The 26,521-nt window shown below is 69.1% G+C and carries 12 protein-coding genes, 1 tRNA gene and 3 rRNA genes; 5 read left to right on the forward strand and 11 right to left on the reverse strand.

The features are described 5' to 3' along the window. The 7 genes from EV378_RS06655 to EV378_RS06680 form a co-directional block, all read right to left on the reverse strand. Positions 1 to 4,749: an NAD-glutamate dehydrogenase gene (locus EV378_RS06655; RefSeq protein ID WP_243653318.1), complete on the reverse strand. Its 4,749-nt coding sequence runs from the start codon at positions 4,747 to 4,749 to the stop codon at positions 1 to 3. Positions 4,750 to 4,873: 124 nt separating this feature from the next. After that, positions 4,874 to 8,920 (reverse strand): hypothetical protein, encoded by a 4,047-nt coding sequence (locus EV378_RS36195; RefSeq protein WP_243653319.1) that lies wholly within the window; start codon positions 8,918 to 8,920, stop codon positions 4,874 to 4,876. 179 nt (positions 8,921 to 9,099) lie between these two features. Continuing rightward, positions 9,100 to 10,776 carry an energy-dependent translational throttle protein EttA gene (ettA, locus tag EV378_RS06660; RefSeq protein WP_132421833.1) on the reverse strand — a complete coding sequence of 559 codons (1,677 nt, stop codon included), beginning with the start codon at positions 10,774 to 10,776 and terminating at the stop codon, positions 9,100 to 9,102. Positions 10,777 to 10,800: 24 nt separating this feature from the next. Further along, on the reverse strand, positions 10,801 to 11,319 hold the full coding sequence (locus EV378_RS06665; protein ID WP_165922165.1) for a single-stranded DNA-binding protein: 519 nt from the start codon (positions 11,317 to 11,319) through the stop codon (positions 10,801 to 10,803). Positions 11,320 to 11,566: 247 nt separating this feature from the next. Then, positions 11,567 to 11,683: ribosomal RNA gene (gene rrf, locus EV378_RS06670) — 5S ribosomal RNA — on the reverse strand. An 89-nt stretch (positions 11,684 to 11,772) separates the two neighbouring features. After that, a 23S ribosomal RNA gene (locus EV378_RS06675) occupies positions 11,773 to 14,877 on the reverse strand. A gap of 297 nt (positions 14,878 to 15,174) precedes the next feature. After that, positions 15,175 to 16,693, reverse strand: a 16S ribosomal RNA gene (locus EV378_RS06680). Together the 16S, 23S and 5S rRNA genes form the textbook arrangement of a ribosomal RNA operon. Before the next feature lie 721 nt (positions 16,694 to 17,414). Here EV378_RS06680 and EV378_RS06685 point away from each other — a divergent pair. Continuing rightward, positions 17,415 to 18,056 (forward strand): hypothetical protein, encoded by a 642-nt coding sequence (locus EV378_RS06685; RefSeq protein WP_132421837.1) that lies wholly within the window; start codon positions 17,415 to 17,417, stop codon positions 18,054 to 18,056. A 3-nt stretch (positions 18,057 to 18,059) separates the two neighbouring features. Here EV378_RS06685 and EV378_RS06690 read toward each other — a convergent pair whose 3' ends face one another. Further along, on the reverse strand, positions 18,060 to 18,863 hold the full coding sequence (locus EV378_RS06690) for a PP2C family protein-serine/threonine phosphatase (RefSeq protein ID WP_165922166.1): 804 nt from the start codon (positions 18,861 to 18,863) through the stop codon (positions 18,060 to 18,062). A gap of 211 nt (positions 18,864 to 19,074) precedes the next feature. Between EV378_RS06690 and EV378_RS06695 the strand changes: the two genes are divergently transcribed. The 3 genes from EV378_RS06695 (at position 19,075) to EV378_RS06705 (ending at position 22,138) form a co-directional block, all read left to right on the forward strand. Continuing rightward, positions 19,075 to 19,150 (forward strand) — tRNA-Arg (locus tag EV378_RS06695). A 340-nt stretch (positions 19,151 to 19,490) separates the two neighbouring features. Then, positions 19,491 to 20,501 (forward strand): glutaminase A, encoded by a 1,011-nt coding sequence (gene glsA, locus EV378_RS06700; protein ID WP_132421839.1) that lies wholly within the window; start codon positions 19,491 to 19,493, stop codon positions 20,499 to 20,501. Further along, positions 20,498 to 22,138: an MFS transporter gene (locus EV378_RS06705; RefSeq protein WP_207908586.1), complete on the forward strand. Its 1,641-nt coding sequence runs from the start codon at positions 20,498 to 20,500 to the stop codon at positions 22,136 to 22,138. Before glsA ends, EV378_RS06705 begins: the two co-directional genes overlap by 4 nt. 35 nt (positions 22,139 to 22,173) lie before the next feature. Here EV378_RS06705 and EV378_RS35240 read toward each other — a convergent pair whose 3' ends face one another. Further along, positions 22,174 to 23,169 carry a S1C family serine protease gene (locus EV378_RS35240; protein ID WP_165922167.1) on the reverse strand — a complete coding sequence of 332 codons (996 nt, stop codon included), beginning with the start codon at positions 23,167 to 23,169 and terminating at the stop codon, positions 22,174 to 22,176. A 322-nt stretch (positions 23,170 to 23,491) separates the two neighbouring features. Between EV378_RS35240 and EV378_RS06715 the strand changes: the two genes are divergently transcribed. After that, on the forward strand, positions 23,492 to 24,622 hold the full coding sequence (locus EV378_RS06715; protein WP_165922168.1) for an AI-2E family transporter: 1,131 nt from the start codon (positions 23,492 to 23,494) through the stop codon (positions 24,620 to 24,622). Here EV378_RS06715 and EV378_RS06720 read toward each other — a convergent pair. Together EV378_RS06720 and EV378_RS37010 are read right to left on the reverse strand one after the other, a co-directional pair. After that, entirely contained in the window at positions 24,604 to 25,923 is a 1,320-nt protein-coding gene (locus tag EV378_RS06720) for an amidohydrolase family protein (protein WP_132421843.1), read from the reverse strand. The two genes, EV378_RS06715 and EV378_RS06720, sit on opposite strands and share 19 nt — an antisense overlap. A gap of 153 nt (positions 25,924 to 26,076) precedes the next feature. Further along, positions 26,077 to 26,502: an aromatic-ring hydroxylase C-terminal domain-containing protein gene (locus EV378_RS37010; RefSeq protein WP_424511233.1), complete on the reverse strand. Its 426-nt coding sequence runs from the start codon at positions 26,500 to 26,502 to the stop codon at positions 26,077 to 26,079. Positions 26,503 to 26,521: the final 19 nt, after the last annotated feature.

Genomic DNA, 26,521 nt, shown 5'->3' on the forward strand with positions numbered 1-26,521 from the left:
TCACCGGGCGAGCCCCCGTAGCTGGCGTGAGATCACCGACAGCGTGGCCAGGTCGAGCGTCGCGGACGCGCCGATCTCCTCCAGCGCCGCGCGCGCCCGGACCAGGCGCGACGAGTTCGCCCGCTCCCACGCCTCGATCGCCTCGTCGACAGCGGTGCCGGGCGGGGTCTCGCGCAGCGCGTCGAGCGTGATCGCCCGCAGCGAGCCGTAGAGGTCGTCGCGCAGGGCCAGCCGGGCGAGCCCGTGCCAGCGGTCGCCGCGCTCGAGCTTGCTGACCGCCGTCAGCGCCGTGTCCAGGCCGAGGTGCTCGGACAGCGCGAAGTACAGGCGGGCCACCTCGGCCGGGTCGCGCGGCTCGAGGTCGCGGTCGGACAGCTCCACGAGCTCGACGACGTCGAGCAGCCCGAACGCGTACAACGACCGGGCGGCCCGGGCGGCGAGGTCGGCGGGTACCCCGGCCACGCGGAGCTCCTCCTCGCGCGCGATCGCGATCTCGGCCTGGTGCCCGCACAGCAGGTCCGGCAGCCGGTCGCGCAGCGCGGCGATCCCGCCCCGGAAGCGGGCGATCTCGGCGCCGATCGCGAGCGGCTGCGGCCGGTTCGTCAGGAACCAGCGCGACACCCGGTCCAGCACCCGGCGCGAGTCCAGCACGATCTCGTCGGCGAGCGCGACCGGGACGTCGGCTGCCCGCGCGTCGTCCCACAGGCGGGGCAGGTCGAACACGCTCGTCGTGACGGCGTAGGCGCGCACCGTGTCCCCGACGTCGGCCGCGATCTCCTCGCCGAGCCGGAACGCGTAGCTGATCCCGCCGCCGTCGACCATCTCGTTGACCAGCAGCGTTCCGACGATCTCCCGGCGCAGCGGGTGGGCGGGGATCGCGTCCCCGAACCGCTCGCGCAGCGGCGTCGGGAAGTACTCCGGCAAGCGCGGCGCGAACGCCGGCCGGTCCGGCAGGTCGGTGTCCAGGAGCCGGTGGGTCAGGTCGAGCTTGGTGTGCGCGAGCAGCGTGGACAGCTCGGGACCGGTGAGCCCCTGGCCCGCCTCGGCCAGCGCGGCGAACCCGGCGTCGTCCGGGAGCACCTCGAGGTCGCGGTCCAGGCCGGTGCGCTCCACGAGGTCGTCGACCATCCGTCCGTGCACGCCGACCATCGCCGCCGCGTGCGAGCGGGCGACACCGAGGACCTCGTTCTGGTCACGGTTGTCGTCCAGCACGAGGTCGGCGACCTCGTCGGTCATCGAGGCCAGCACCGCGTCCCGCTCCGGGCGGTCCAGCGCGCGGGCGTCGACGAGCCGGTCCAGCAGGATCTTGATGTTGACCTCGTGGTCGGAGCAGTCCACGCCCGCCGAGTTGTCGATCGCGTCGGTGTTGATCCGCCCGCCTGCGCGGGCGAACTCGATCCGGCCGCGCTGGGTGAGCCCGAGGTTGCCGCCCTCGCCGACGACCTTGACCCGCAGGTCCCGGCCGTTCACCCGGATCGTGTCGTTGGCCTTGTCACCCGCGTCGGCCTGGGTCTCCGTGGCCGCCTTGACGTAGGTGCCGATGCCGCCGTTCCACAGCAGGTCGGCCGGGGCCAGCAGGATCGCGTGGATCAGCTCCGGCGGCGACATCGCCGTCACCGACGGGTCCAGGCCGAGCGCGTCCCGCATCTGGGGTCCAACCGGGACCGACTTCGCCGTCCGCGGCCAGATCCCGCCACCCTCGCTGACCAGCGAGCGGTCGTAGTCGTCCCATGTGGACCTCGGCAGCTCGAACATCCGGCGCCGCTCGGCGAACGAGGTGGCCGCGTCCGGCGTGGGGTCGACGAACACGTGCCGGTGGTCGAACGCGGCGACGAGCCGGATGTGCTCGGAGAGGAGCATGCCGTTGCCGAACACGTCGCCGGACATGTCCCCGACGCCGACGACGGTGAACTCCTGGCTCTGCGTGTCCACGCCGAGCTCGGCGAAGTGGCGCTTCACGGACTCCCACGCGCCGCGTGCGGTGATCCCCATCGCCTTGTGGTCGTAGCCGACCGAGCCGCCGGAGGCGAACGCGTCGCCGAGCCAGAACCCGTACTGGGCGGCGATCGAGTTCGCCAGGTCCGAGAACGTCGCGGTGCCCTTGTCGGCGGCGACGACGAGATAGGAGTCGTCGCCGTCGTGACGCACGACGTCCGGTGGCGGGACGGTCTCGGTGCCCCCGTCGCCCGTGTGGCGCAGGTTGTCCGTGACGTCGAGCAGCCCCGACACGAACGTCGTGTAGCAGGCGCGCACCTGCTCCGGGTCCGGCGACGGGGCGCGCACGACGAACCCGCCCTTCGCACCGACCGGCACGATCACGGCGTTCTTCACGGCCTGCGCCTTGACCAGACCGAGCACCTCGGTGCGGTAGTCCTGCTGGCGGTCGGAGTAGCGCAGCCCGCCACGGGCGACCGGACCGAACCGCAGGTGCACGCCCTCGACCCGCGGCGAGTACACGAAGATCTCGAACCGCGGGCGCGGGGCGGGCACGTCCGGGATCGCGGACGGATCCAGCTTGAACGAGAAGAACGTGCGGTCGCGGAACCAGTTCGTGCGCAGCGTCCCGTCGATCATGGCGAGCAGTCCGCGCAGGATCCGGTCCGCGTCCAGGCCGGTGACCTCGTCGATGAGTGCGACGACGTCGGTGCGCGACGCGTCGACGGCCTTCTCCCGTTGGTCCTGGGCCGGGTCGAAGCGCGCCCGGAACAGGCCGACCAGCGCCCGCGCCACGTCCGGGTACGCGACCAGCACGTTCGCGGTGTACTGCAGGCTGAACAGGCCGCCGAGCTGGCGGGCGTAGCGGCTGTAGGCGCGCAGCACGGCCGCCTCGCGCCAGTGCAGTCCGGCGCGCAGGACGAGCGCGGAGAACCGGTCGGACTCGGCGTCGCCACGCCAAGCGGCGGAGAACGCGTCGTTGAACCGGGTGGCCGTGTCGTGGGTCTGGGCGGTCTCCTGGTCGCCCGCCGGACGCAGCCCGAAGTCGTAGAGCCAGCACCGGCGGCCGTCCGGGCGGCGGAACTCGGCCGGGTGCTCGTCGAGCACCTCCACATCGAGCTGCTGCAGCACCGGCAGCACGGTCGTCAGCGTGACCGGCGAGTCGGCCAGGTAGAGCGCGAACCGGGTTCCGCCAGCCAGGTCACGGTAGAGCCGGACGTCGAAGCCCTCCTGGCCGAGCGCGAGCAGGCGTCGCAGGTCCTCGACGGCGCGGGTCGGGTCGATGCCCGCCTTGTAGGACTCCGGGATGCCGGCCAGCAGGCCGGTGACCATGGCGCCCTCCGCGCCCAGCGCGGCGACCAGCCGGTCGTCCCAGGTCCGGGTCGCCTCGGCTACCTCGTCCTGCAGCGACTCCAGGTCGAACGCGACCGGCGCCGACGACGGGTCGGTCGTCACGGTGAAGTGCACGAGCGCGAGCGACTGCTCGCTGACCTGGGCGGTGTAGGCGACGTCGGTGCCGCCCAGCCGGGTGCGGAGCACCTCGGTGACGGCGAGCCGCGACGTCGTCGTGTACCGGTCGCGCGGCAGGTAGACCAGGCAGGACAGGAACCGCCGGTACGGGTCGGGGTGCACGAACACGCGCACCCCGCGACGCGCCGCCGCGGCCAGCACGCCGACGGCGGTGTCGTGCAGCGTCCGCTCCGACGAGGAGAACAGTTCCTCGCGCGGCAGCCCGGAGAACACCTCGAGCATCTGCTGGCCGGAGTGCGAGTCGGCGGGCAGGCCGGCCATCCGGATCGCGCCGCGGACCTTCCGGGACACGATCGGGATGTCGAGGACGCTCTCGTAGCGGGCGGGCACGGTGAGCATGCCGAGGAAGCGGTGCTCGCCGGTGACCGTGCCGTCGGCGTCCCGGGTCCGCACGCCCACGTAGTACGGGTGGACCGGGCGCAGCACCCGGCTCGGGCCGCTGGCCCGGGTGATCACGATCGTGGCGTCGTCGACGTCGGGGCCGCCCTCCGGCAGGAACGTCAGCGACCGGGCCTCGTCGGGCCGCAGCACGCCGAGCCCGGTCCCGGGCTCCGGTTCCAGCCGCCCGTCGCGCAGGACGTGGTGGCGGTAGCCGATGAACGTGAAGTGGTCGTCGGCCATCCAGCGCAGGAGGTCGCCGAGCTCGTGGGGCTCCGTACCGTTCCCGGTCTCCCCCGCGTCCCCTCTCGCGTCCGACCGGTCCGCGTCCTCGGCGACGGCGAGCGCCCTCGCGACCATCTCCGCCCCGTCGACGACGACCTCGCGGACGTCGGCGAGGGTCCGCTCCAGGTCGGCGCGCAGCCCGGGGAGGTCGCCCGCGAGGTCGGCCCCCTCCAGGTCCAGGTGCATCCAGGACTCGGCGACGGAGCCGTCCGGCGCCGCGGTGGGGTCGGCTGCGGTGTCCACGCCGGTCAGCACACCGTCGCCGTCACGGCGGACGACGACGATCGGGTGCACGACCCGGCGCACGACTCCGCCCGCGCGCCCGATCGCCGACTCGACGGAGTCGACGAGGAACGGCATGTCGTCGGTGACGATCTCGACGGTCACCCGGCCCGCGGCGTCCTCACCCGTTCCGCCGCGCACCTCGACGAGCGGGGTCCCGGGCATGCGGACGGCCGCCATCGTGAGATGCGAGGCGATCACGTCGTCGAACGCGGGCAGCGCCGGATCGGCCCCGGCGAGGCGGTCCAGTTCCGGCGTGTGCCGCAGGTACAGACGGCGCAGGTCCTGCCCGTCGACCACGTCGTCCCGCTCGCCGTTGCCCGTTCCCGTGCTCTTCACATCATGCTCCGGCCCACCCCGCCGACAATGCCGTCCGAACCCTAACCGTTCCCCACGGCCGGGCGGGCGAGGTAGGCCGGATCCTGCTGATTTCGTGAATCCGCAGGTCAGAGCTCTGCGACGGTCAGATGTCGCGGTAGGCGGCCAGCGCTCCGGCGAGCAGGTCGCCCAGTCCGAGGTCGTCCGGGATCGCCGTGGGGTCGCCTCCCGTCGCCGGGACGTCGCGTCCCCGCCCGGCGCGGCCCGAGCGCCGCTCGGTGCGCGGACGGCGTTCCCGGCGCGAGGACGGGGTCGAATCCCGCCGGGGTCTCCCGTTCTCGCCGCTGGTCGCCCACCCGTTCTCGCCCACCACCTGGCCGTTCTCGCCGCTGGTCGTACGCCCGTCCGCACCCTCGCCCGCGGCAGCCTGCCCGTTCCCGCCGTCGTCGGAGGCGCGCCCGGTCCCGCCATCGCCGGTCGCGCGGTTGGTCTCGCCGTCGCCGGTCGCGCGGCTGGTCCCGCCGTCGCCGGTCGCGCGGCTGGTCCCGCCATCGCCGGTCGCGCGGCTGGTCCCGCCATCGCCGGTCGCGCGGCTGGTCCCGCCATCGCCGGCCGACCTGCCGTTCCCGCGATCGGAAACCGTCCGGCTGGTCCCGCCATCGCCGGCTGCCCGACCGTCCGCATCGCCGTCGACCGCTCGACCGTCCTCGGCACCGGCTGCCCGACCGTGCTCCTCCCCCGCCGCCTCCTCGTGAGCGGTCGCGGGTGCGGACGTCTCCAGGGCTGTCGGCGGATCCGTCAGGCGTCCGGTACCACCGCCGTTGCGCACGGCGTCGGCCGTCGCCTGCCCCAGCGGCGTGGGAACCACCCACTCGCCCTCGAGCCACACCGCCCCGTCCGGAACGACGTCCTCGACCGGCACGCTCGTGTCCAACGGGTCCGGCCGTCGCACCGGACGCCCGTCGGACGGTCGGTCGGAGCCATGACGGCTCCCCGCCCCACCGTTGCTGTCGGCATGGGCCGCGGAGCCGCCGCTCTCGGGGGCGCCGTCGTGGGCATCCACCTCGTCCACACTCGGCGGCGGCGATGCCGCTCCGGCTGCGTCGCCGGATCCGGGCAGATCTCCGTGGTCGGCAGCGTCCGGAGCCACGTCCTCTGCGGTCGACAGGTCGCCGGCCCGCTCGGCACGTCTCCGGGCCGCACGCCCGACGCGTGATACGTCGCCGGATCCGAGCAGATCTCCGTGGTCGGCAGCGTCCGGAGCCACGTCCCCTGCGGTCGACAGGTCGCCGGCCCGCTCGGCACGTCTCCGGGCCGCACGCCCGACGCGTGATACGGCGCCGGTCCGGGCGTGACCGTCCCGTGAGGATCCGTCGCCGGCCCCCGCATCGTCGCCGGCCCGAACGTCGTCGCCGGCCCGAACGTCGTCGTCGTTGGGTGATCCGTCGCCGCTCCGGCCGCCGTCGCCGGTCGGAACACCATCGACGGATGCGGCGGCCTCCGCCGCCGCCACGCCGTCCGCGGGGTCGAGTCCTCGGCCGGCCTCCCCACCCCCGCCTGCCCCGACACCGCCCGCCGAGTCCTCGCCGCTCGCCCCGCTCGACACATCGTCGGCCGACAACGCCTCCGTCGGCGAAGTGATCGCAGCGCGGCGCGACTCGAGACGGGACGGCCTGCCGTTCGTCCTCGGACCACCCGTGGCGTCACGCCGCGTTGCGTCGTCGTCCTGATCGACGCGCTCGGTCGAGGCGAGCGACTCCGCCGCTTCGACGGCAGCGTCCCCATCCGTGTGCCGCCGACGACGTCCGTCGAGTGGCACGGACGCTCCGTCGACGATGTGTGCCGCCGGATCGAGGTCCTCCCGGCGTCGCCGACCGCCGCCCTTCGTGGAGGACTCCGCGGACGGCTCACCCGAGCCGTGCCGACCGTGTCCGATCCTCGCCGGGTCGCCCGTTCGCGGGTGCTCCACCGTGACCCCGTTGACCGGCGCGGCCGCCCCTGCCGACGCGACCGGCTCGGCGGCCGACGCGCCGTCGTCTCCGGATCCCCTGCGTCGGCGACCGCCGGAGCCGGGCCGCACCTCCAGCCGCTCGAGCGTCGAGCGCCCGGGGGTCTCGGAGCCCGCGTCGGTCGGTGCCACCTGTTCGGAGACGGGGGCTGCCGCCGTCGGATCCGGTGCTCTCAGGGGCTGTGCACCGACGTCGCCGATCGCACCGTCGGTTCCGTGGACCCGCGCCCGCAGGAGCGACCCCTCTGGCAGTCCGCGGCGGGACACCCTGCTCGCCAGATGACCCAGGAGCGATCGCGCCCAGAGCTGTACGGCGACGCCCTCGGCGCCGGCCACCATGACCTCGACGGCGTTGTCCGGCACCACCCGGTCCCCGACGTCGTCGGGCCCGCGGACCGCGGCGCCCGCGGGGACGAGCCGGCCCGCGCGCGCGGCCAGGTCGGCACGGATCTCACCGACGTCAGCGTGGCGGACGGGCCCGCCGTCGTCCGTGACGAGCTCCAGGACGATCCACGGGTCGCGACGTACGCCCTGCGGAGCAGTGTCGGGCCCGTCGACGGGTGCTCCATCCTCGATCTCGGTGGCGACGCTCTCGATGGCATCGGTGCCCGGCGGGGCGGCGGGACGCGACGGGGTCACGTCCGCGACCTCGCACACCAGCTCGTTCAGCTCCGCCAGCAGCGCGTCCGCGAGCGGCGAGCCCTCACCGGACTCGTCGTCGGCACCTCGGCTGCCCGGCAACGGAGAGGACGCCTCGACCGACACGACGCCGTGGGCGACGATCGCCGACCGGCCCGGCTCCGGCGGTTCGGTCGTCGTGGTGTCGTCGGACGCCTGCACGGTGTCGTCGACCGCCTGCACGGTGTCGGCCGCCCGCGCGGTGTCGTCGACCGCCCGCGCGGCATCGGTCGGGAGTCCGGTGACGCCGGCACCGATCCCGCGTCCCTCCGTGGGGCCGTCGCCCGGAGACGCCGCGAGGTCGCCGAGCGCGTCGACGTCGAGCGTGGACAGCGCAGGCCCCGCGACCGCGGTGCCGTTCACGGCCGCGATGGGCGCATCCGACTCGATGTCCGTGTCCGCGGCGACATCCGTGTCCGCGGCACCCGTTGTGCCGAGGGGATCGCCGACGTCCAGCACCGTCCGGGGGCCCGCCCACGTGGAGAGCGCGTCGGACGGACGACCGACGTCCGGGTCGTCGTCGGACCATCCGACGGCGAGGGGTTCCCGGCCGGCGACGTCCGCCAGGGCATCGGCCGGACCCGCGAGCGCCTCACGCAGCCGTTCGGCACGCTCACGGTCGGTCCGTTCCGCGTCCGTCGCCGCCCGCACGGCGAGCAGTGCCTCCTGGTACCGGCCCGCCCCCTCGTACAGCTCGGCCTGGGCCGAGCGGCACGCGGCCTCCAGGGACGGCGCGTCGACGGCCGCGGCGGCGGACGCCGCGTCCTCGAGCACGTCGGCCGTGGGGCGGGCCCGGCCGGCGAACGCCCGCGCGATGGCGAGGCGCCAGAGCACGCCGTGCCGGCCGCCGTCGACGACCTCGAGCTGTCTGACGCCGTCCGGGATGTCGGCGGCGGCTCCGTCCTCCAGCAGGGACGTCGCCCACTGACTCAGCAGGGCACACCCCAGGTGTGGGGACCGGGGCGGGATCGACGGCGCCGCGGGCGTCCAGCCCAGCCGGGCCAGACCCCGCAGGGCGCGCTCCGCGGCGGCGGCCGGCTCGCCGTCGTCGCGGTGGACAGACCCGAGCAGCAGCTCGGCGAGCGCTTCCGGCTCCCCGTGGACACGCTGCGACAACGCCTCCACCTCCGCCCGCAGGCCGGACAGCTCGCCTCCACCGTCGACCAGCGCGCATCGGACGAGGACCGCCAGGCGGTCCAGATCGAGCTCGTCCTGCTCCGGTCCGGCGGCCGGTCCGGCGGTGTCCCACGCGTCGACGAGGTCGCGGGCGATATCCGGGTCGCCGTTGGCCTGGGCGAGAGCGGCGAGCTCCACCCGCAGGCGGGCCGCCTCGGGACGGCGCAGGACGTCCCGGCCCGCTCGCGTGTCGATGTCCGCCAGGAGTTCCAGTGCCGCCTCCCGGGCGTCGCCGACCGCCGACCGGCCGTGCAACAGCCAGCCGGCGGCCCGCAGCCAGGTTCCGGCGTCGCCGGACTCGGCAGCCTCCTGCAGAACCTCCTGTGCCATCGCGGCCGCACGCCGGGGCTCCCGCCACCGGAGCCCGGCGACCTTCTCCAACGTCACCGATCCGGCGGGACTCCCGTGACCTCGCCACACGTCGGACGTCACATCGCCTCCCGTATCACCCCCGGCCCGCTGGGGCCGCGACCTCACCGACGATGGGGAAGCGTCCGATGAGGTGGTGATCAGTCGCGGGTGAGCCTACGATGCGTCACTCGGTGCGGCCGCGCCGCCTCCGCCCCGAGGCGTTCGACCTTGTTGGCCTCGTACGCCTCGAAGTTGCCCTCGAACCAGAACCACGCGGCCGGGTTCGCGTCCGTGCCCTCCCACGCCAGGATGTGGGTGCAGACCCGGTCCAGGAACCAGCGGTCGTGGGAGATCACGACGGCACAGCCAGGGAACTGCTCCAGCGCGTTCTCCAGCGAGCCCAGAGTCTCGACGTCCAGGTCGTTCGTCGGCTCGTCGAGCAGGATCAGGTTACCGCCGAGCTTGAGCGTCAGAGCCAGGTTCAGCCGGTTCCGCTCGCCACCGGACAGGACGCCTGCCGGCTTCTGCTGGTCGGGTCCCTTGAACCCGAACGCCGCGACGTAGGCACGCGACGGCATCTCGACGTTGCCGACCTGGATGAAGTCCAGCCCGTCCGAGACGACCTCGAACACGGTCTTCTTCGGGTCGATGCCGCCACGGTTCTGGTCGACGTAGGACAAGGAGACGGTGTCACCGATCTTGACGACACCCGAGTCCGGCTGCTCCAGGCCGACGATCGTCTTGAACAGTGTCGTCTTACCGACACCGTTCGGACCGATCACGCCGACGATGCCGTTGCGCGGCAACGTGAACGACAGGTCCTTGATCAGCTGCCGACCGTCGAAGCCCTTGTCGAGGTTCGAGACCTCGACGACCTGGTTGCCCATCCGCGGGCCCGGCGGGATCTGGATTTCCTCGAAGTCCAGCTTGCGGTGCCGCTCCGCCTCGGCCGCCATCTCGTCGTAGCGGTCGAGACGCGACCGGCTCTTCGCCTGACGGGCCTTCGGATTGGAGCGGACCCAGGCCAGCTCCTCCTTGAGGCGCTTCTGCAGCTTGGCGTCCTTCTTGCCCTGGACCGCCAGACGCTCGGCCTTCTTCTCCAGGTAGGTGGAGTAGTTGCCCTCGTACGGGAACGTCCGGCCGCGGTCGAGCTCGAGGATCCAGCCGGCCACGTTGTCCAGGAAGTACCGGTCGTGGGTGACCGCGAGGACGGCGCCCGGGTAGGTCGCGAGGAACTGCTCCAGCCACAGCACGCTCTCCGCGTCCAGGTGGTTGGTGGGCTCGTCGAGGAGCAGGAGGTCCGGCTTGGACAGCAGGAGCTTGCACAGCGCCACCCGGCGACGCTCGCCACCGGACAGGTGGCTGACCTTCGCGTCGCCAGGGGGGCACCGCAGGGCGTCCATCGCCTGCTCGAGCTGGGACTCCAGCTCCCAGGCGTCGGCGTGGTCCAGCTCCTCCTGGAGCTGGCCCATCTCCTCCATCAGCTCGTCGGAGTAGTCGGTCGCCATGAGCTCGGCGATCTCGTTGAACCGGTCGAGCTTGACCTTGACCTCGCCCGCGCCCTCCTCGACGTTGCCGAGGACCGTCTTCTCCTCGTTCAACGGAGGCTCCTGCTGCAGGATGCCGACGGTCGCGCCCGGCTTCAGCTGGGCGTCGCCGTTGTTCGCGTGCTCCAGACCGGCCATGATCTTCAGAACGGTGGACTTACCGGCCCCGTTCGGGCCGACCACACCGATCTTGGCACCCGGGAGGAAGCTGATCGACGCGTTCTCCAGGATGACCTTGTCGCCGTGCGCCTTACGCACGTTCCGCATGGTGTAAATCAGGTCCGCCACGACGACAATGGTAGTTCGCCCCCGTCACTGGCTCCCGGCCGGTAGGGCGTCCACGAGCACGGCCTCCACGTCGGCCGCCGGGCCGTGGTCCTCACGGTCGTCGTCGGGATCCTCCGCATCCGGCACCGTGTTCGGAACCGGCGCAGCCGCGTCCGCCGGTGGCGTCGGCGCGACGGAGTTGCCCGATTTCCGCTGCGGTTCGGCGAGCGTCCGTTGCAGGTCCGGGCCGACGCTCTCGGCCTCGATCTTCAGCTGCACGCGGATCTGCCCGTTCGTCGTCTCGTACTCCCGGGTCGTGAACTTCCCGTGCACGACGACCGGGTCGCCCTTCTCCAGACACTTGTCGACGTTCTCCGCGAGCCGGCGCCAGCACGTCACCGTGTAGTAGGTCGGCTCGGTGTCCTCCCACTGGCCGGTCGTCCGGTCCAGCTTGCGGTAGTTGTGCGCGAGGCCGAACTCGGTGATCTGGTGGTCGTCCTTCGTGTGCCGCGTGACGGGATCACGGGTGAGGTTGCCGGTCACGGTCAGATAGGTGGCGCGCATGAGTGCTCCTCGGTCGATGCCATGGACTGTCCCGACCAGCATCGAGCCGGTGGCACCGTCCGGCGGACCGGATCGTGCATCTGTGGATGCGTACGACGAGTTGGGGACAACTCGGGCCCGCAGCGCACCCGCGGCCCGGGAACCGTCGGCCCCACCGAGGAGAATCCGAACGGGGGCGCCCTGCACGCCTCCTTCGAAACGAGAAATAGCCCGTGGAACGAATCCACGGGCTATTCCCCAGGTTGAATGTCGGCGGCGACCTACTCTCCCACACCCTGTCGAGTGCAGTACCATCGGCGCAGGAAGGCTTAGCTACCGGGTTCGGAATGGGACCGGGCGTTCCCCTACCGCCATAACCACCGACAACACTATCCAATTCTTACTTTCACCTGAAACAAACCACCACATGCGGGTGGTGTGCTCAGGGTCACACAGTGGATGCGAACAACACGTTGTGGCAAGCCCTCGGCCTATTAGTACCGGTCAACTCCACCCCTCACAGGGCTTCCATCTCCGGCCTATCAACCCAGTCATCTACTGGGAGCCTTAACCACTCAAGGTGGTGGGAGACCTCATCTTGGAACGAGCTTCCCGCTTAGATGCCTTCAGCGGTTATCCCTTCCGAACATAGCCAACCAGCCGTGCCCCTGGCGGGACAACTGGCACACCAGAGGTTCGTCCGTCCCGGTCCTCTCGTACTAGGGACAGCCTTCCTCAAGTCTCCAACGCGCGCGGCGGATAGGGACCGAACTGTCTCACGACGTTCTAAACCCAGCTCGCGTACCGCTTTAATGGGCGAACAGCCCAACCCTTGGGACCTACTCCAGCCCCAGGATGCGACGAGCCGACATCGAGGTGCCAAACCATGCCGTCGATATGGACTCTTGGGCAAGATCAGCCTGTTATCCCCGGGGTACCTTTTATCCGTTGAGCGACACCCCTTCCACCAGGAGGTGCCGGATCACTAGTCCCGACTTTCGTCCCTGCTCGACCCGTCAGTCTCACAGTCAAGCTCCCTTGTGCACTTACACTCACCACCTGATTACCAACCAGGCTGAGGGAACCTTTGGGCGCCTCCGTTACCCTTTAGGAGGCAACCGCCCCAGTTAAACTACCCACCAGGCACTGTCCCTGAACCAGATCATGGCCCGAGGTTCAGACACCCAGTCCGACCAGAGTGGTATTTCAACAACGACTCCACCACCACTAGCGTGGCCGCTTCACAGTCTCCCACCTATCCTACACAAGCCGAACCGAGCACCAATACCAAGCTGTAGTAAAGGTCCCGGGGTCTTTCCGTCCTGCCGCGCGTAACGAGCATCTTTACTCGTAATGCAATTTCGCCGAGTCTGTGGTCGAGACAGCGCCCAAGTCGTTACGCCATTCGTGCAGGTCGGAACTTACCCGACAAGGAATTTCGCTACCTTAGGATGGTTATAGTTACCACCGCCGTTTACTGGCGCTTAAATTCTCCGCTTCACCCCCCGAAAGGAGTTAACAGGTCCTCTTAACGTTCCAGCACCGGGCAGGCGTCAGTCCGTATACATCGTCTTGCGACTTCGCACGGACCTGTGTTTTTAGTAAACAGTCGCTTGGGCCTGGTCTCTGCGACCACCCACCCCTAGCCCGCACAGGGGCTTCAAGGCGAATGGCCCTCCTTCTCCCGAAGTTACGGAGGCATTTTGCCGAATTCCTTAACCACAGTTCACTCGATCGCCTCGGTATTCTCTACCTGACCACCTGTGTCGGTTTAGGGTACGGGCCGCAACAGCACTCACTAGAGGCTTTTCTCGACAGCACGGGATCACTCTACTTCGCCTCAATCGGCTACGCATCACCTCTCACCCCTCACAACGCCCGGATTTCCCTGGACGTCGGGCTACAGGCTTACACCACGACAACCACCGCGTGGCGGAGCTACCCTCCTGCGTCACCCCATCGCTTGCCTACTACCGGATCGGATCCCACGCTCCCCCACCCAGACACACCCCGAAGGGCGCTAGAGGATGGGTTCGGATGGTTAGCATCACCGGCCCCAGCATGGACGCACTATCACGAGCACGGGAATATCAACCCGTTGTCCATCGACTACGCCTGACGGCCTCGCCTTAGGTCCCGGCTCACCCTGGGCGGAACAACCTGGCCCAGGAACCCTTGGTCATACGGCGGCAGAGATTCTCACTCTGCATTCGCTACTCATGCCTGCATTCTCACTCCCACACACTCCACCCGACGATCACTCACGGGCTTCACCACATGCAGGACGCTCCCCTACCCAACACCGGACGAACCGGCATTGCCACGGCTTCGGCGGTACGCTTGAGCCCCGCTACATTGTCGGCGCAGGACCACTTGACCAGTGAGCTATTACGCACTCTTTCAAGGATGGCTGCTTCTAAGCCAACCTCCTGGTTGTCTCGGCGATCCCACATCCTTTCCCACTTAGCGCACGCTTAGGGGCCTTAGCCGGTGATCTGGGCTGTTTCCCTCTCGACCACGAAGCTTATCCCCCGCAGTCTCACTGCCGCGCTCTCACTCACCGGCATTCGGAGTTTGGCTGACTTCAGTAAGCTTGTCGGCCCCCTAGGCCATCCAGTGCTCTACCTCCGGTGAGAAACACACGACGCTGCACCTAAATGCATTTCGGGGAGAACCAGCTATCACGAAGTTTGATTGGCCTTTCACCCCTACCCACAGCTCATCCCCCAGGTTTTCAACCCTGGTGGGTTCGGGCCTCCACGACGTCTTACCGACGCTTCACCCTGGCCATGGGTAGATCACTCCGCTTCGGGTCTACACCCCGCGACTATATTGCGCCCTATTCGGACTCGCTTTCGCTACGGCTACCCCACACAGGTTAACCTCGCCACGAAGCATAACTCGCAGGCTCATTCTTCAAAAGGCACGCCATCACCCCGTCCGAAGACTCAAGGCTCTGACGGCTTGTAAGCACACGGTTTCAGGTACTCTTTCACTCCCCTCCCGGGGTACTTTTCACCTTTCCCTCACGGTACTCGTCCGCTATCGGTCACCAGGTAGTATTCAGGCTTGACGGGTGGTCCCGCCAGATTCACAACGAATTCCACGAGCTCGCTGCTACTCGGGAACAACGCCCATGACGTGCACAGTGTTTTCGCGTACGGGGCTCTCACCCACTACGGCCATCCATCCCAGAGATGTTCCACTAACACCACACAACACTCATCCAGCTCTCGGCAGAGAACTAACGGCGAAATCCCACAACCCCGCACCCGCAACACCTGCCGGCTTGACACGGACACGGTTTAGCCACCATCCGCTTTCGCTCGCCACTACTCACGGAATCACTATTGTTTTCTCTTCCTGTGGGTACTGAGATGTTTCACTTCCCCACGTTCCCTCCCGCACCCTATGAATTCAGATACGGGTAACGCCCCATGACGGGCGCTGGGTTACCCCATTCGGACACCCTCGGATCACAGCTCGGTTGACAACTCCCCGAGGACTATCGCGGCCTCCCACGTCCTTCATCGGCTCCTGATGCCCAGGCATCCACCATGTGCTCTTAACAACTTGACCACAACAAGATGCTCGCATCCACTATGCAACACTCAACACACCACCACACACCCCCGCACCAGAACCACCACCCACACACGCGGGCATTAGGAACCAGACGAAAGCGATGGCCGAAAGAAGACGGTGTCTTCTCAGGACCCAACAGTGTGCGAGCTCATCCATTCGGCACTATCAACTTGGTATTGCGTTCCACCCAGCCACCACCCGGACCAACCGGCCCAAACAGTGGATCAATGAAAGGAGAACCACCCCACCAAAACAGGGCGGTCTACCCTCACCACATGGTGAGCTCCTTAGAAAGGAGGTGATCCAGCCGCACCTTCCGGTACGGCTACCTTGTTACGACTTCGTCCCAATCGCCAGTCCCACCTTCGACGACTCCCTCCCACAAGGGGTTGGGCCGCCGGCTTCGGGTGTTACCAACTTTCGTGACGTGACGGGCGGTGTGTACAAGGCCCGGGAACGTATTCACCGCAGCAATGCTGATCTGCGATTACTAGCGACTCCAACTTCACGGGGTCGAGTTGCAGACCCCGATCCGAACTGAGACTCACTTTAAGGGATTCGCTCCACCTCACGGTCTCGCAGCCCTCTGTATGAGCCATTGTAGCATGTGTGAAGCCCTGGACATAAGGGGCATGATGACTTGACGTCATCCCCACCTTCCTCCGAGTTGACCCCGGCAGTCTCCCATGAGTCCCCGGCATAACCCGCTGGCAACATGGAACAAGGGTTGCGCTCGTTGCGGGACTTAACCCAACATCTCACGACACGAGCTGACGACAGCCATGCACCACCTGCACACAGGCCACAAGGGAAACGACATCTCTGCCGCAATCCTGTGCATGTCAAACCCAGGTAAGGTTCTTCGCGTTGCATCGAATTAATCCACATGCTCCGCCGCTTGTGCGGGCCCCCGTCAATTCCTTTGAGTTTTAGCCTTGCGGCCGTACTCCCCAGGCGGGGCGCTTAATGCGTTAGCTGCGGCACAGAAACCGTGGAATGGTCCCCACACCTAGCGCCCAACGTTTACGGCATGGACTACCAGGGTATCTAATCCTGTTCGCTCCCCATGCTTTCGCTCCTCAGCGTCAGTATCGGCCCAGAGACCCGCCTTCGCCACCGGTGTTCCTCCTGATATCTGCGCATTTCACCGCTACACCAGGAATTCCAGTCTCCCCTGCCGAACTCAAGTGATGCCCGTATCGACCGCACGCTCAGAGTTAAGCCCCAAGTTTTCACGGCCGACGCGACACACCGCCTACGAGCTCTTTACGCCCAATAATTCCGGACAACGCTCGCACCCTACGTGTTACCGCGGCTGCTGGCACGTAGTTGGCCGGTGCTTCTTCTCCAGGTACCGTCACAAAAGCTTCGTCCCTGGCGAAAGAGGTTTACAACCCGAAGGCCGTCATCCCCCACGCGGCGTCGCTGCGTCAGGCTTCCGCCCATTGCGCAATATTCCCCACTGCTGCCTCCCGTAGGAGTCTGGGCCGTGTCTCAGTCCCAGTGTGGCCGGTCGCCCTCTCAGGCCGGCTACCCGTCACCGCCTTGGTAGGCCATCACCCCACCAACAAGCTGATAGGCCGCGGGCCCATCCCCAGCCGAAAAACTTTCCACCACAGGACATGCATCCCATAGTCCTATCCGGTATTAGACCCAGTTTCCCAGGCTTATCCCAGAGCTGAGGGCAGGTCACCCACGTGTTACTCACCCGTTCGCCGCTCGTGTACCCCGAAAGGCCTTACCGCTCGACTTGCATGTGTTAAGCACGCCGCCAGCGTTCGTCCTGAGCCAGGATCAAACTCTCCAACAAAACCCTGACCAACAAACGCACTACCACCACAGACGGGATCCGCAGCAGCAGCACAAAACAATCTGGCACAAAAACCAAAGCGCCAAACAAAAAAGCTCGACACACTGTTGAGTTCTCAAAAGACACCCGCACACAGCCACCCACCTCACAGTGAGCCGACCGAAGCGACTACCTCAAACACCCCAAAACCCACGAGCCGAAGCCCCACCAGGTCCTACAGGATGTGGCCAGCGGGCCTGTTGACCGCCCCACCAAGGAGGCGTTCTGTCCGGCTGTCTCGCTGACAGAGAAGAAGTTACGCCCCGATGACCGAGTACGTCAAACCGGGGTCGGAAAACCGCCGTGACCTGCGATGATCCGCTTCGCGGACGTCTCGCAGCCACTAGGTTGTCACCTGGCGTCTGCGACGAACGGTCACAGCCGTCGGGCTCACCTGCATCCTCACTGAGCAGCACGGATCACGCAAGAGGGGGTTGCCGACTCCCGTCGTGGCACCGTCCGGACCACCGCTCGTCGTCGACCCTCGCGGGGACGCCCCGATCGGCAAGAATTTTGTCGACCATCCGGCGCGGATCCCGGGTGCGACGAGTGGTCGGCGGACGGCGCAGCGGTGTCCGATGCGGACGGAGTCTCGATCATCGTGTCCGGGACACCGCTCGTCCTGCGATGCGCCACAGCGGGTCCCGGACCCGACGGGCCGAGGTCCCGGGACACTCGAGCGATGTCGTGCGACGAGTGCGGGTCACAGATCGACAACACCCTGCATCGCCTCGAGATCGGACGAGGCGTCACGGCCGCGCAGTGGATGTGGGCCCCCGCCGGCGGCGAGCCGGGCCATGTTCTGGTCGGCGACGGGTACGTCACCGTCCACCCGGGTCCTCGGCAGGCAGGCGCGCTCGTCCGCGCGAGGCCGAGCGCACTCCCGTTGGCCGGCCGGTGCGTCCCGGCACTCGTCGTCGGCCCGATCGCCCCCGGCCTCTCCGATCTCGACGGCCTGTTCGCGGAGTTCCGACGCGTGCTGCGACCCCACGGGCTGCTCTGCGTGCTCGTCCCCGACGGACCGCCTCTCGGTCTGCGCGCCCGAGGACTGCGGGGACGCGTCCGTGCTCACTGGACGCACCGCAGCGTCGTCGAGCACCCCGACTGGCTGCTGACCGCCGCAGACTTCGCGGTCATGGGCGACGACCGTGTCGTCTTCCGCAGCGCGCCCCGTCCTCCGGACGCGCGGGCGCACGTCGACCAGCTCTGTACCGCGGGCCTGCTGCCGCGCACCCTCCCGGACGATCTCCGGGCCGAGCTGGCCGCGAACCGTCACGTCCGTGAGGGGCGGGTGTCGTTGCGCCGCCTCGTGGCCCGCCGGTGACCCTCAGCCCGGGGTGGTCGCCTCGGCCGCCGCGCCGACGAGGCGGGGGTCGGTGGGCCGCGGCGGCCCCTCGTCCTCGAGTTCGACGACGTCCGCCACGACCGCGGTGATGTTGTCCGGTCCCCCGCGCTCGTTGGCGGTCTCGATCAATCGAGCGACGACGTCGTCGGGCTCGCCGGAGCCGACGTGCTCGAGGAGGGCGTCGTCGTCGAGCACGGCGGTCACCCCGTCGGAACAGAGCAGGAAACGGTCCCCCGCCCGGATCTCGATGCGGTCGAGATCCGGCTCCGGGGGGTGGTCCGTGCTGAGGGCCCGCATGAGGACGGAGCGACGAGGGTGGCTCAGCGCCTCCTCGGGCGTGATCTGACCTTCGTCGACGAGCTGCTGGACCATCGTGTGGTCGTGGGTCATCTGGGTCAGCACGCCGTCCCGGAGGAGGTATATCCGCGAGTCGCCGATGTGCGCGAGGGCGAGGTGCTCCCCGCTGAGCAGCAGCGTGACGACGGTCGTCCCCATGCCCCGGGTGTCCGGGTCGTGCGCGGCCCACTGTCCGAGCCGATCCGTCGCGTCGACGAGCGCGCCACTCATCTCCGCCGCGAGGTCGACGCCGACGAGGTCCTGGGGCAGGCGGGCGTCGAGCTCGGCCAGCGCGGCCACGGTGACCGAGCTGGCTATCTCACCATGGGCATGTCCACCCATACCGTCGGCGACGACGAGCATGCGCGATGTCGTCGCACCGGAATCCTGGTTCGACGTCCGGCGCCGGCCCACATCCGACCCGATCGCGGATCGCAGTCCCAGAACCATGGGAGACAGTATGGAGGCCACGCTCCGTCAGCACTGCAGGCGAGGCCCTTTCCGGGCGCCGCTCCGCCGACCGGGCGGCAACGCCCGTGGCGGACCCCGTCCTGACCTGTCGATCTCTGCGCGGCCGCAACCGATCCGCAACGTGACGGCACGTCCTCCCGGCGTGTTGCGGCCAACCGATACCCTCGTCGCGGCGGTGGATCACCCGAACGCCCTCGTAGCTCAGTGGACAGAGCAGAGGCCTTCTAATCCTCTGGTCGCAGGTTCGAATCCTGCCGGGGGCACCAGGTCGGACCGGGTGCGGCTCCATTCGGAGCCGCACTCGTGGACCTATCCGTGGAGCTTCCGCGGCGATCCGCTCCACGGATGGCGACCAGCCTCGGTCGCACACGCGGAGAGATAGAGGCACTCCCCAGCGGTTCGCGGCGTGTGCGGGTCCACTCAGGACGGGACCCGGTCACCGGGCGAGGCCCACTTGCGACGACCGTTGCCGGCACATCCTTGCCGTGCGGACCCGATCGTCGTACCGCATCGACGCTCCACGATGGATGTTCGTGCTTGTGGGCGGTGGAACGCTCGTGTAGTGCTGTGGCACACACTCTCCGAGGCGTCGAACGGGGGTCCCGCATGGATCTGGACGTCGGTGCTGTCGGTCAGGCCGTCAGCACCGGTGCGGTGCCGCCCGGCGGGCATATCGACGAACTGCTGTCCAGGGCATACCGGCATGCGGAACGGCATCGCGAGGGCGCGGTCGCCGACTACATCCCGATCCTCGCCCAGGCCGATCCCGAGGCGTTCGGACTCTGCGTCGCCGATGTCGAGGGCGGGTTGCACGAGCTCGGCGACACTCGCACGGAGTTCTCGATCCAGTCCATCTCCAAGGTGTTCGTCTACGCGCTGCTGTGCGATGCCTACGGCCACGAGCGCGTCCTCGACGTCGTCGGGGTCAACAACACGGGCCTGGCGTTCAACTCGGTCGTGGCGATCGAGCTGAACGACGGGCATCCGATGAACCCGATGGTCAACGCCGGGGCGATCGCGACGACGGCGCTGGTGGCCGGCGACACCCCGGAACGGAGGTGGACGACGGTGCTCGACGGCCTGTCCCGGTTCGCGGGCCGCGCGCTCGAGGTCGACGACGAGGTGTACCGCTCGGAGTCGGCGACCAACCACCGCAACCGGGCGATCGCCCAGTTGCTCGGCAGCTACGGCCGCATCGAGGGGGACCCGCTCGCCGTCGTCGACGTGTACACCCGCCAGTGCGCGCTGCGCGTGGATGCCCGTGACCTCGCCGTCATGGGCGCCACGCTGGCCGACGGCGGGGTGAACCCGCTGACCGGTGAGCGGGTCGTGTCGGCCGATGTGTGTCGCGACTCGCTGGCGGTCCTGGCGGCCAGCGGACTCTACGAGCGCTCCGGTGAGTGGCTGTTCGAGATCGGCCTGCCCGGCAAGTCCGGGGTCTCCGGCGGCCTGGTCACCGTCGCGCCCGGCAAGGCCGGGATCGGGGCGTACGCGCCACGGCTGGACCCGGCGGGCAACAGCGTACGCGGCCAGATCGCCACCGCGTACCTGTCCCGGGCCCTCGGGCTCAACGTCTTCGCATCGGATCCCCACGTCAGCGAGGAACGGAATCCATGACCGAGACGACGACCCCGACCGAGACCCGGGTGTCCTGGGTACCGATGATCGGCCTGTTCCTCGCCCAGATCCTCATGTCCTACAACGTGTCCGCCCTGCCGGTTTCGCTGGGAGGGATGGTCGACGACTTCGGGGTCCCCCCGACCGACGTCAGTACCGCGATCGTCACGTACGGGCTCGTGGTCGCCGCGCTGGTCATGGTCGGCGCGAAGATCGGCCAGCGGGTCGGCTGGGTCATCGTGTTCCGCGTCGTCGTCGCCGTGTTCGCGATCTCCGCCTTGACGATGATCCTCTCCCCGTCCGTGGGCTGGGTGATCCTCGCCCAGGCACTCGCCGGCGCGTCCGCGGCGATCATCGTGCCCTCGCTCGTCGCGCTCATCGCGGAGAACTACCACGGTGCGCAGCAGGCCACGGCCATCGGATCCCTCGGCTCCGCCCGGGCTCTCGCCGGGGTGAGCGCGTTCCTAATCGGCGGCACGCTCGCGACCTACGTGGGCTGGCGGCAGGTCTTCGTCGTCGTGCTCGTCCTCGCCGTCGCCGTGTTCGCCCTCAGCTTCCGGCTGCGCTCGGACAAGGGCAACCCGGACATCGAGATCGACGTCGCCGCGGCGGTCCTCATCGGCGCCGCGATCGTGCTGCTGACCCTCGGTGTCAACAACCTCAACGACTGGGGGCTGCTGCGCGCCGAGCCGGACGCGCCGTTCTCGATCGCGGGAGTGTCCCCCGCGCCGATCATGCTCGTGCTCGGTGTGGTCGTCGCGCAGCTGTTCTTCCTGTGGACCCGGCGCCGGACGGACGCGGGCAAGGTGCCACTGGTGAGCCTGTCGGTGTTCGGCTCCTCGCGCGAGCGGGCCGCCGTCTACGCCATGTTCATCGTCGTCGGGCTCGAGGCGGCGCTCAACTTCACCGTGCCGCTCTACATCCAGATCGTGCAGGGACGCACCGCGTTCGACACCTCGCTGGCGATGCTGCCGTTCAACCTGACCGTGTTCGTCACCGCGCTGTTGGTGGTGCGCTTCTACGGCCGGTTCACCCCGCGCACCATCGGCATGGTCGCGTTCGGGCTCACCACCATCGCCCTGGTCTGGCTGTCCCTGGTGGTGTCCAACAACTGGGAGACCCTCCCGACCATTCTGGGGCTGTTCGTGTTCGGGGTCGGGCAGGGCGCGCTCGTCACCCTCGTGTTCAACGTCCTGGTCACCGCGTCGCCGAAGGAACTGGCCGGTGATGTCGGCTCGGTCCGCGGCACCGTCCAGAACCTTGCCTCCGCCGTCGGCACCGCTGTCGCGGGCGCACTGCTGGTCGGCATCCTGACCGCGAACATCACCACCGCACTGGCCGGCAACGTCGAGCTCCCACCCGAGCTCGCCGCCCAGGTCGACCTCGACAACACCAACTTCGTCAGCAACGACCAGCTGCGGACCGTCCTGGAGGGCACCGACGCCACTCCCACCCAGGTCGACGCCGCAGTCGCGCTCAACGAGGACGCGCGGCTGCGCGCGCTGCGCCTCGGGCTGCTCGTGCTGGCCGGCGTCAGCGCACTGGCCATCGTCCCCGCGGGCCGGCTCCCCCACTACCTACCCGGCGAAGTCCCCGAATCCGTCGCGACCGGCGCCCCGCCCGCCGAGACCAGCTGACGCCGCACCGGCGCGGGAGTCGTGTTCCGTCCACCTCACGATGTCGCCGCGCCGAGGACGACGTCCGCGTTCCGCTGGCTCCCGTCCCGCTCGACAGCGAGCCCCACCGCCTCCCCAGGGGACCGCGTGATCGTCAGCGAGGACAGCTGGTCGACGCTCTGCGCCGGAGCACCGTCGACGGCGGTGATGACGTCACCGGGCCGGATCCCGGCCCGGTCGGACGGCCCGTTCGGCGTGGTGGCCGCGACGAACAGGCCCGCCGCGACACCGGCCTGGTCCGCGGCCGACGGTGGGATCGGCGTCACCTGGATCCCGAACGTGGCATGCGTGACCCGACCGGTGGCGATGATCTCGTCGGCGATCGTTCGCGCGAAGTCGAACGGGATGGCGAACCCCAGTCCGACACTTCCGGTCGACCCCGGCGCGGTCGCACCCGCGGTCGGGACCCCCACGATCCGGCCGTCACAGTCGACGAGCGCGCCGCCGCTGTTACCCGGGTTGATCGCCGCGTCGGTCTGGAGCGCGGAGACGAGCAGGGCCGACCGACCGCCGTCACCGGGGACCTGAACGGTGCGGTCCTGAGCGCTGACGATGCCGCTGGTCACGGTGCCGGACAGGCCCAGTGGCGCACCGAGCGCCACCACCGGGTCGCCCACCCCCACCCCGGCACTGGAACCGAACTCGATGACGGCCAGCGGGCGTGGCGGCACGACGCGCAGCACAGCGAGATCCGTGAGCGGGTCACGACCGACGATCGTCGCCGGGACAGCCTCTCCGTCGGAGAACAGAACCTGCACCGTGCCGCCGTTCGCCGCCGGGGAGATGACGTGGTTGTTGGTCAGGATGTGCCCGTCCGCGCGCACGACCTCGCCGGAACCGGTGCCGCTGCCACCACGGCCCGCGGCGCTGATCGTCACGACGGACGGCAGCACCGCATCCGCGACCGCGTCGACCCGGCAGGCCGACACCGACGGCGAGAGCCACAGCGCGGTGGCCGCGCCCACCGCGGCGGCGAGCACCAGCGCCCCCACCGCAGCACCCCACCGCAGCCATCGGGGACCCGACCGCTCGCCCGGTTCCATGCGCACCACTCCCGATGTGACCGACCGCCGTCGCCGAATTCTAGGGCCGCCGAACAAGGAATCGGCCCCCCCTGACGCCCCCGGCCCGCCCGATCTCGGTGCCGTCCCGACACGCTGTGGGTGGCACCGATGGTCGGCGCCGAACAAGCCTGATCGGGAGGTCGGATCTCCGTCTCGGGCCGCTACGCTCCACCCGCAGCGACGGGCGGCGACGTCACCGGAGCCATCCGGCCGGTCGTCCCGTCGCGCGAAGGGGACGACGGTGGGATCGATGGATGTGCGGTTGCCGCGCAGCGTGACCGTCTTCGTCGTCCTCGGCGGAATGGTCATCACCGTGCTGGGCCTGCAGTTGCTGGCGTGGCTGGTGGTTCCGGCCGTGTTCGCGCTCGTGATCGTGATTCTCGTGCATCCCGTCCACGAGGCTCTGGTCCGGCGGCGAGTACCGACCGCCGTTGCGCTGCTCGCCCTGCTGCTCGCGATCTACGGCGTGATCCTCGGCCTGGTCGCGATCGTCGTCTACGCGATGGCCCGCCTCGCGACGGTGCTGCCGTCCTACGCGGAACCGGCCGTGCGGATGGTCCAGGACCTCGCCGGCCGGCTCGGCGAGCTCGGCATAGGCTCGGAGCCGATCCGCGATCTCTACCGCGAGGTCGACCTGCTGACGCTGGCGAGCTGGCTGACCGCCCGGATACCGTCGGTGGCAGGCCTCGTCGCGGCCTTGGTACTGGTCTACAGCCTGCTGCTGTTCATGGGCATCGAATCCACCCAGATCCGGCACCGCTCGGCCGCTCTGATGAGCGACCATCCCCGGCTGGCCGGCGCGCTGCGGGGGTTCGTCGCGGGCACCCGCCGCTACATCGCGATCACCGGGGGATTCGCGCTCGTCGTCGGCGCGCTGGACGCGGTGTTCCTCCTGATCATGGGGATTCCACTCGCGGTGCTGTGGGGGGTCCTCGCCGCCGCGTGCAACTTCGTTCCCTACGTGGGCTTCCTCATCGGACTCGCGCCTCCTGCACTGCTGGCCCTGCTCACCCAGGGCTGGCAGAGCATGCTGGTCGTGGTCGTCGTGTACTTCGTCCTGAACTCGATCATCACGACAATCATCCCGGCGAAGGTCGTCGGTGACGCGGTCGGCATGTCGATGACCGTGACGATGGCCTCGGTCGCGTTCTGGTCCTGGGTGCTCGGCCCGCTCGGTGCCGTGCTCGCCATCCCGCTCAGCCTGCTGGTCAAGGCGGTCTTCGTCGACGGAGTGCCGTCCGCCCGATGGCTGGCCGGGTTCGTCGACTCCGCCGGCCGAGGCTCCGGCGTGACCGACCAGCCAGAGCCCGTACCGGTGCCGGAGCCGGAGCCGGGGCCGGAGCCGCTTCCGGAACCGACCGGTCAGAACGAGTCGAGCTGAGCGTCGATGTCCTCGAACCGCTCGACGGTCGGGCGGTCGATGACCGTTCCCCGTGCGACCACCATGACCGGATCGACGTAGGCCCGGAAACCGTCCAACGGGTTCGCGTCGACGACGACCAGGTCGGCGGACTTCCCGGCCTCGATGGATCCGGTCACCCCGTCCACACCGATGATCCCGGCGTTGGTCCGCGTCGCCGAGTTCAGCACGCGAGCGGTCGTCATCCCGCCGTAGCGGACGAGCAGATCCATCTCGCGCCACACGTTGTAGTGAGTGACGTAGGTGAGCGCGGAGTCGGTGCCCATCCCGATGGTGATCCCGTTGTCCAGCGCGTCGCGGATCCCCTGCACCATCTCGTCCGCGATCATCTCGGCGTTGGCGCGCACGACGTCGTCGGCACCTGTCGTCTCCTGGTCGAGCTTGACCAGAGGAAGGCACGCCTGCAGCGTCGGCACGAGCGCGGACCAACCCCGCAGAGAGCGGGGATTGGCGCGGAACAGCTCGATGATCTCCGGGGTCATCGCGGCGCCGTGCTCGATGGTGTCGACGCCGGCGCGCAGCGAGGCAAGGATCCCGGCCGCGCTCTGAGCGTGCGCGGCGACCGGGATGCCGGCGTTGTGCGCCTCCTCGCAGATCCCGGTCATCTCGGCCTCGGTCATCTCCGGTCGGCCCGCGTAGCCCACGGCGCGAGCGTCGGTGACGCCGGCGGTCGCCGAGATCTTGATCGCCTTCACCCCGCGCTGGATGTTGGCGCGGGCGTTGCGGCGCGCGTCCCATGGTGAGTCGCTGGTCAGTGCGATCTGTGGCGCACCGTGCCCGCCGGTGATCGCCAGCAGCGGCCCGGACGCCAGCACACGAGGCCCGACGTACCGTCCGGCGTCGATCTCTGCGGCGACGTCGACGACCTCGTAGCCGGTGTCGCCGACGCTGCGCAGCGTCGTGACCCCCGCGTACAGCTGAGTGCGGACGTTCTCCCTGGTACGCCGCTTGAACACCATCCTGCCGACCGGGCTACGACCGACCGCGACCACGACGCCGCTCAGCCGTTCGTTCACCAGGATCTTCGGGAGGGGACGACCGTCCGAGAACAGATGTGCGTGGGCGTTGATCAGACCGGGAGTGACGAACCGTCCAGCTGTATCGATCCGCCGGTAACCGGCCGGTACCTCGGTGTCCGCCGTCGGACCGACGGCCTCGATCACACCGTCCCTACCCACGACGACGGTGCTGTCCGGCAAGGTGGAGCCGTCGGCGTCACCCGTGACGATCGTGGCGCCGGTCAGGGCGAATGCATCGGGCACCACAGCGCTCCTTCTCCTCACGGGGCAACGCACCACCGTACTGACACCCACGACGGAGCGACCGTCCGACCGGCCCGCGCTCGCCGAGTGGGTCCGGTGGGAGTGAGGGATTGCCTCGTAGCGAGCGGACCTCGCCGTGCGAGCGGTGGTAGGTCACGCATCGCTCCCGAGAGCGACGGCGACGTGGTGCAGTGCCGTCGCATCGCGTGGTCCGCTCTCGTCGGCAGCCCACGCGACGTAGCCGTCCGGGCGCACGAGCAGGGCACCGACCGGCGGGGCGGCGACGGCCAGTTCCACGACGGTCACGCCATGAGGGCGTTCGGCCGGGGCGCCGCCGAGGTCGAACAGGACCGGGCGGGGGTCATCGAGATGGTGGTCCACCCCGTCGATGTCGGGAACGAACCATCCGGTCAGACGGTGCGCGTCCGCGTCACAGGGGTAGCGCACGTCCGGACCCTCCAGGAGCGTGGCCAGCCGCCCGACGACGACCGGTTCCCGGACCCACTCCGACAGCAGCGCCCGCAGCGCCGTGACCTCGGCCCCGGGAGAGAGCAGCAGTGTCTGGGCCTGTGTGTGCACCGCAACGCGGTCGGCGGCG

This window comes from Pseudonocardia endophytica, assembly GCF_004339565.1.
GTDB lineage: Bacteria > Actinomycetota > Actinomycetes > Mycobacteriales > Pseudonocardiaceae > Pseudonocardia > Pseudonocardia endophytica.

Excerpts from the sequence above, each read along its gene's own strand:
- EV378_RS36195 (WP_243653319.1), bottom strand. The coding sequence starts at position 8,920 with ATGGCACAGGAGGTTCTGCAGGAGGCTGCCGAGTCCGGCGACGCCGGA.
- EV378_RS06665 (WP_165922165.1), bottom strand. The coding sequence starts at position 11,319 with ATGCGCGCCACCTATCTGACCGTGACCGGCAACCTCACCCGTGATCCC.
- EV378_RS06685 (WP_132421837.1), top strand. The coding sequence starts at position 17,415 with ATGTCGTGCGACGAGTGCGGGTCACAGATCGACAACACCCTGCATCGC.
- EV378_RS06690 (WP_165922166.1), bottom strand. The coding sequence starts at position 18,863 with ATGGTTCTGGGACTGCGATCCGCGATCGGGTCGGATGTGGGCCGGCGC.
- glsA (WP_132421839.1), top strand. The coding sequence starts at position 19,491 with ATGGATCTGGACGTCGGTGCTGTCGGTCAGGCCGTCAGCACCGGTGCG.
- EV378_RS06705 (WP_207908586.1), top strand. The coding sequence starts at position 20,498 with ATGACCGAGACGACGACCCCGACCGAGACCCGGGTGTCCTGGGTACCG.
- EV378_RS06715 (WP_165922168.1), top strand. The coding sequence starts at position 23,492 with ATGGATGTGCGGTTGCCGCGCAGCGTGACCGTCTTCGTCGTCCTCGGC.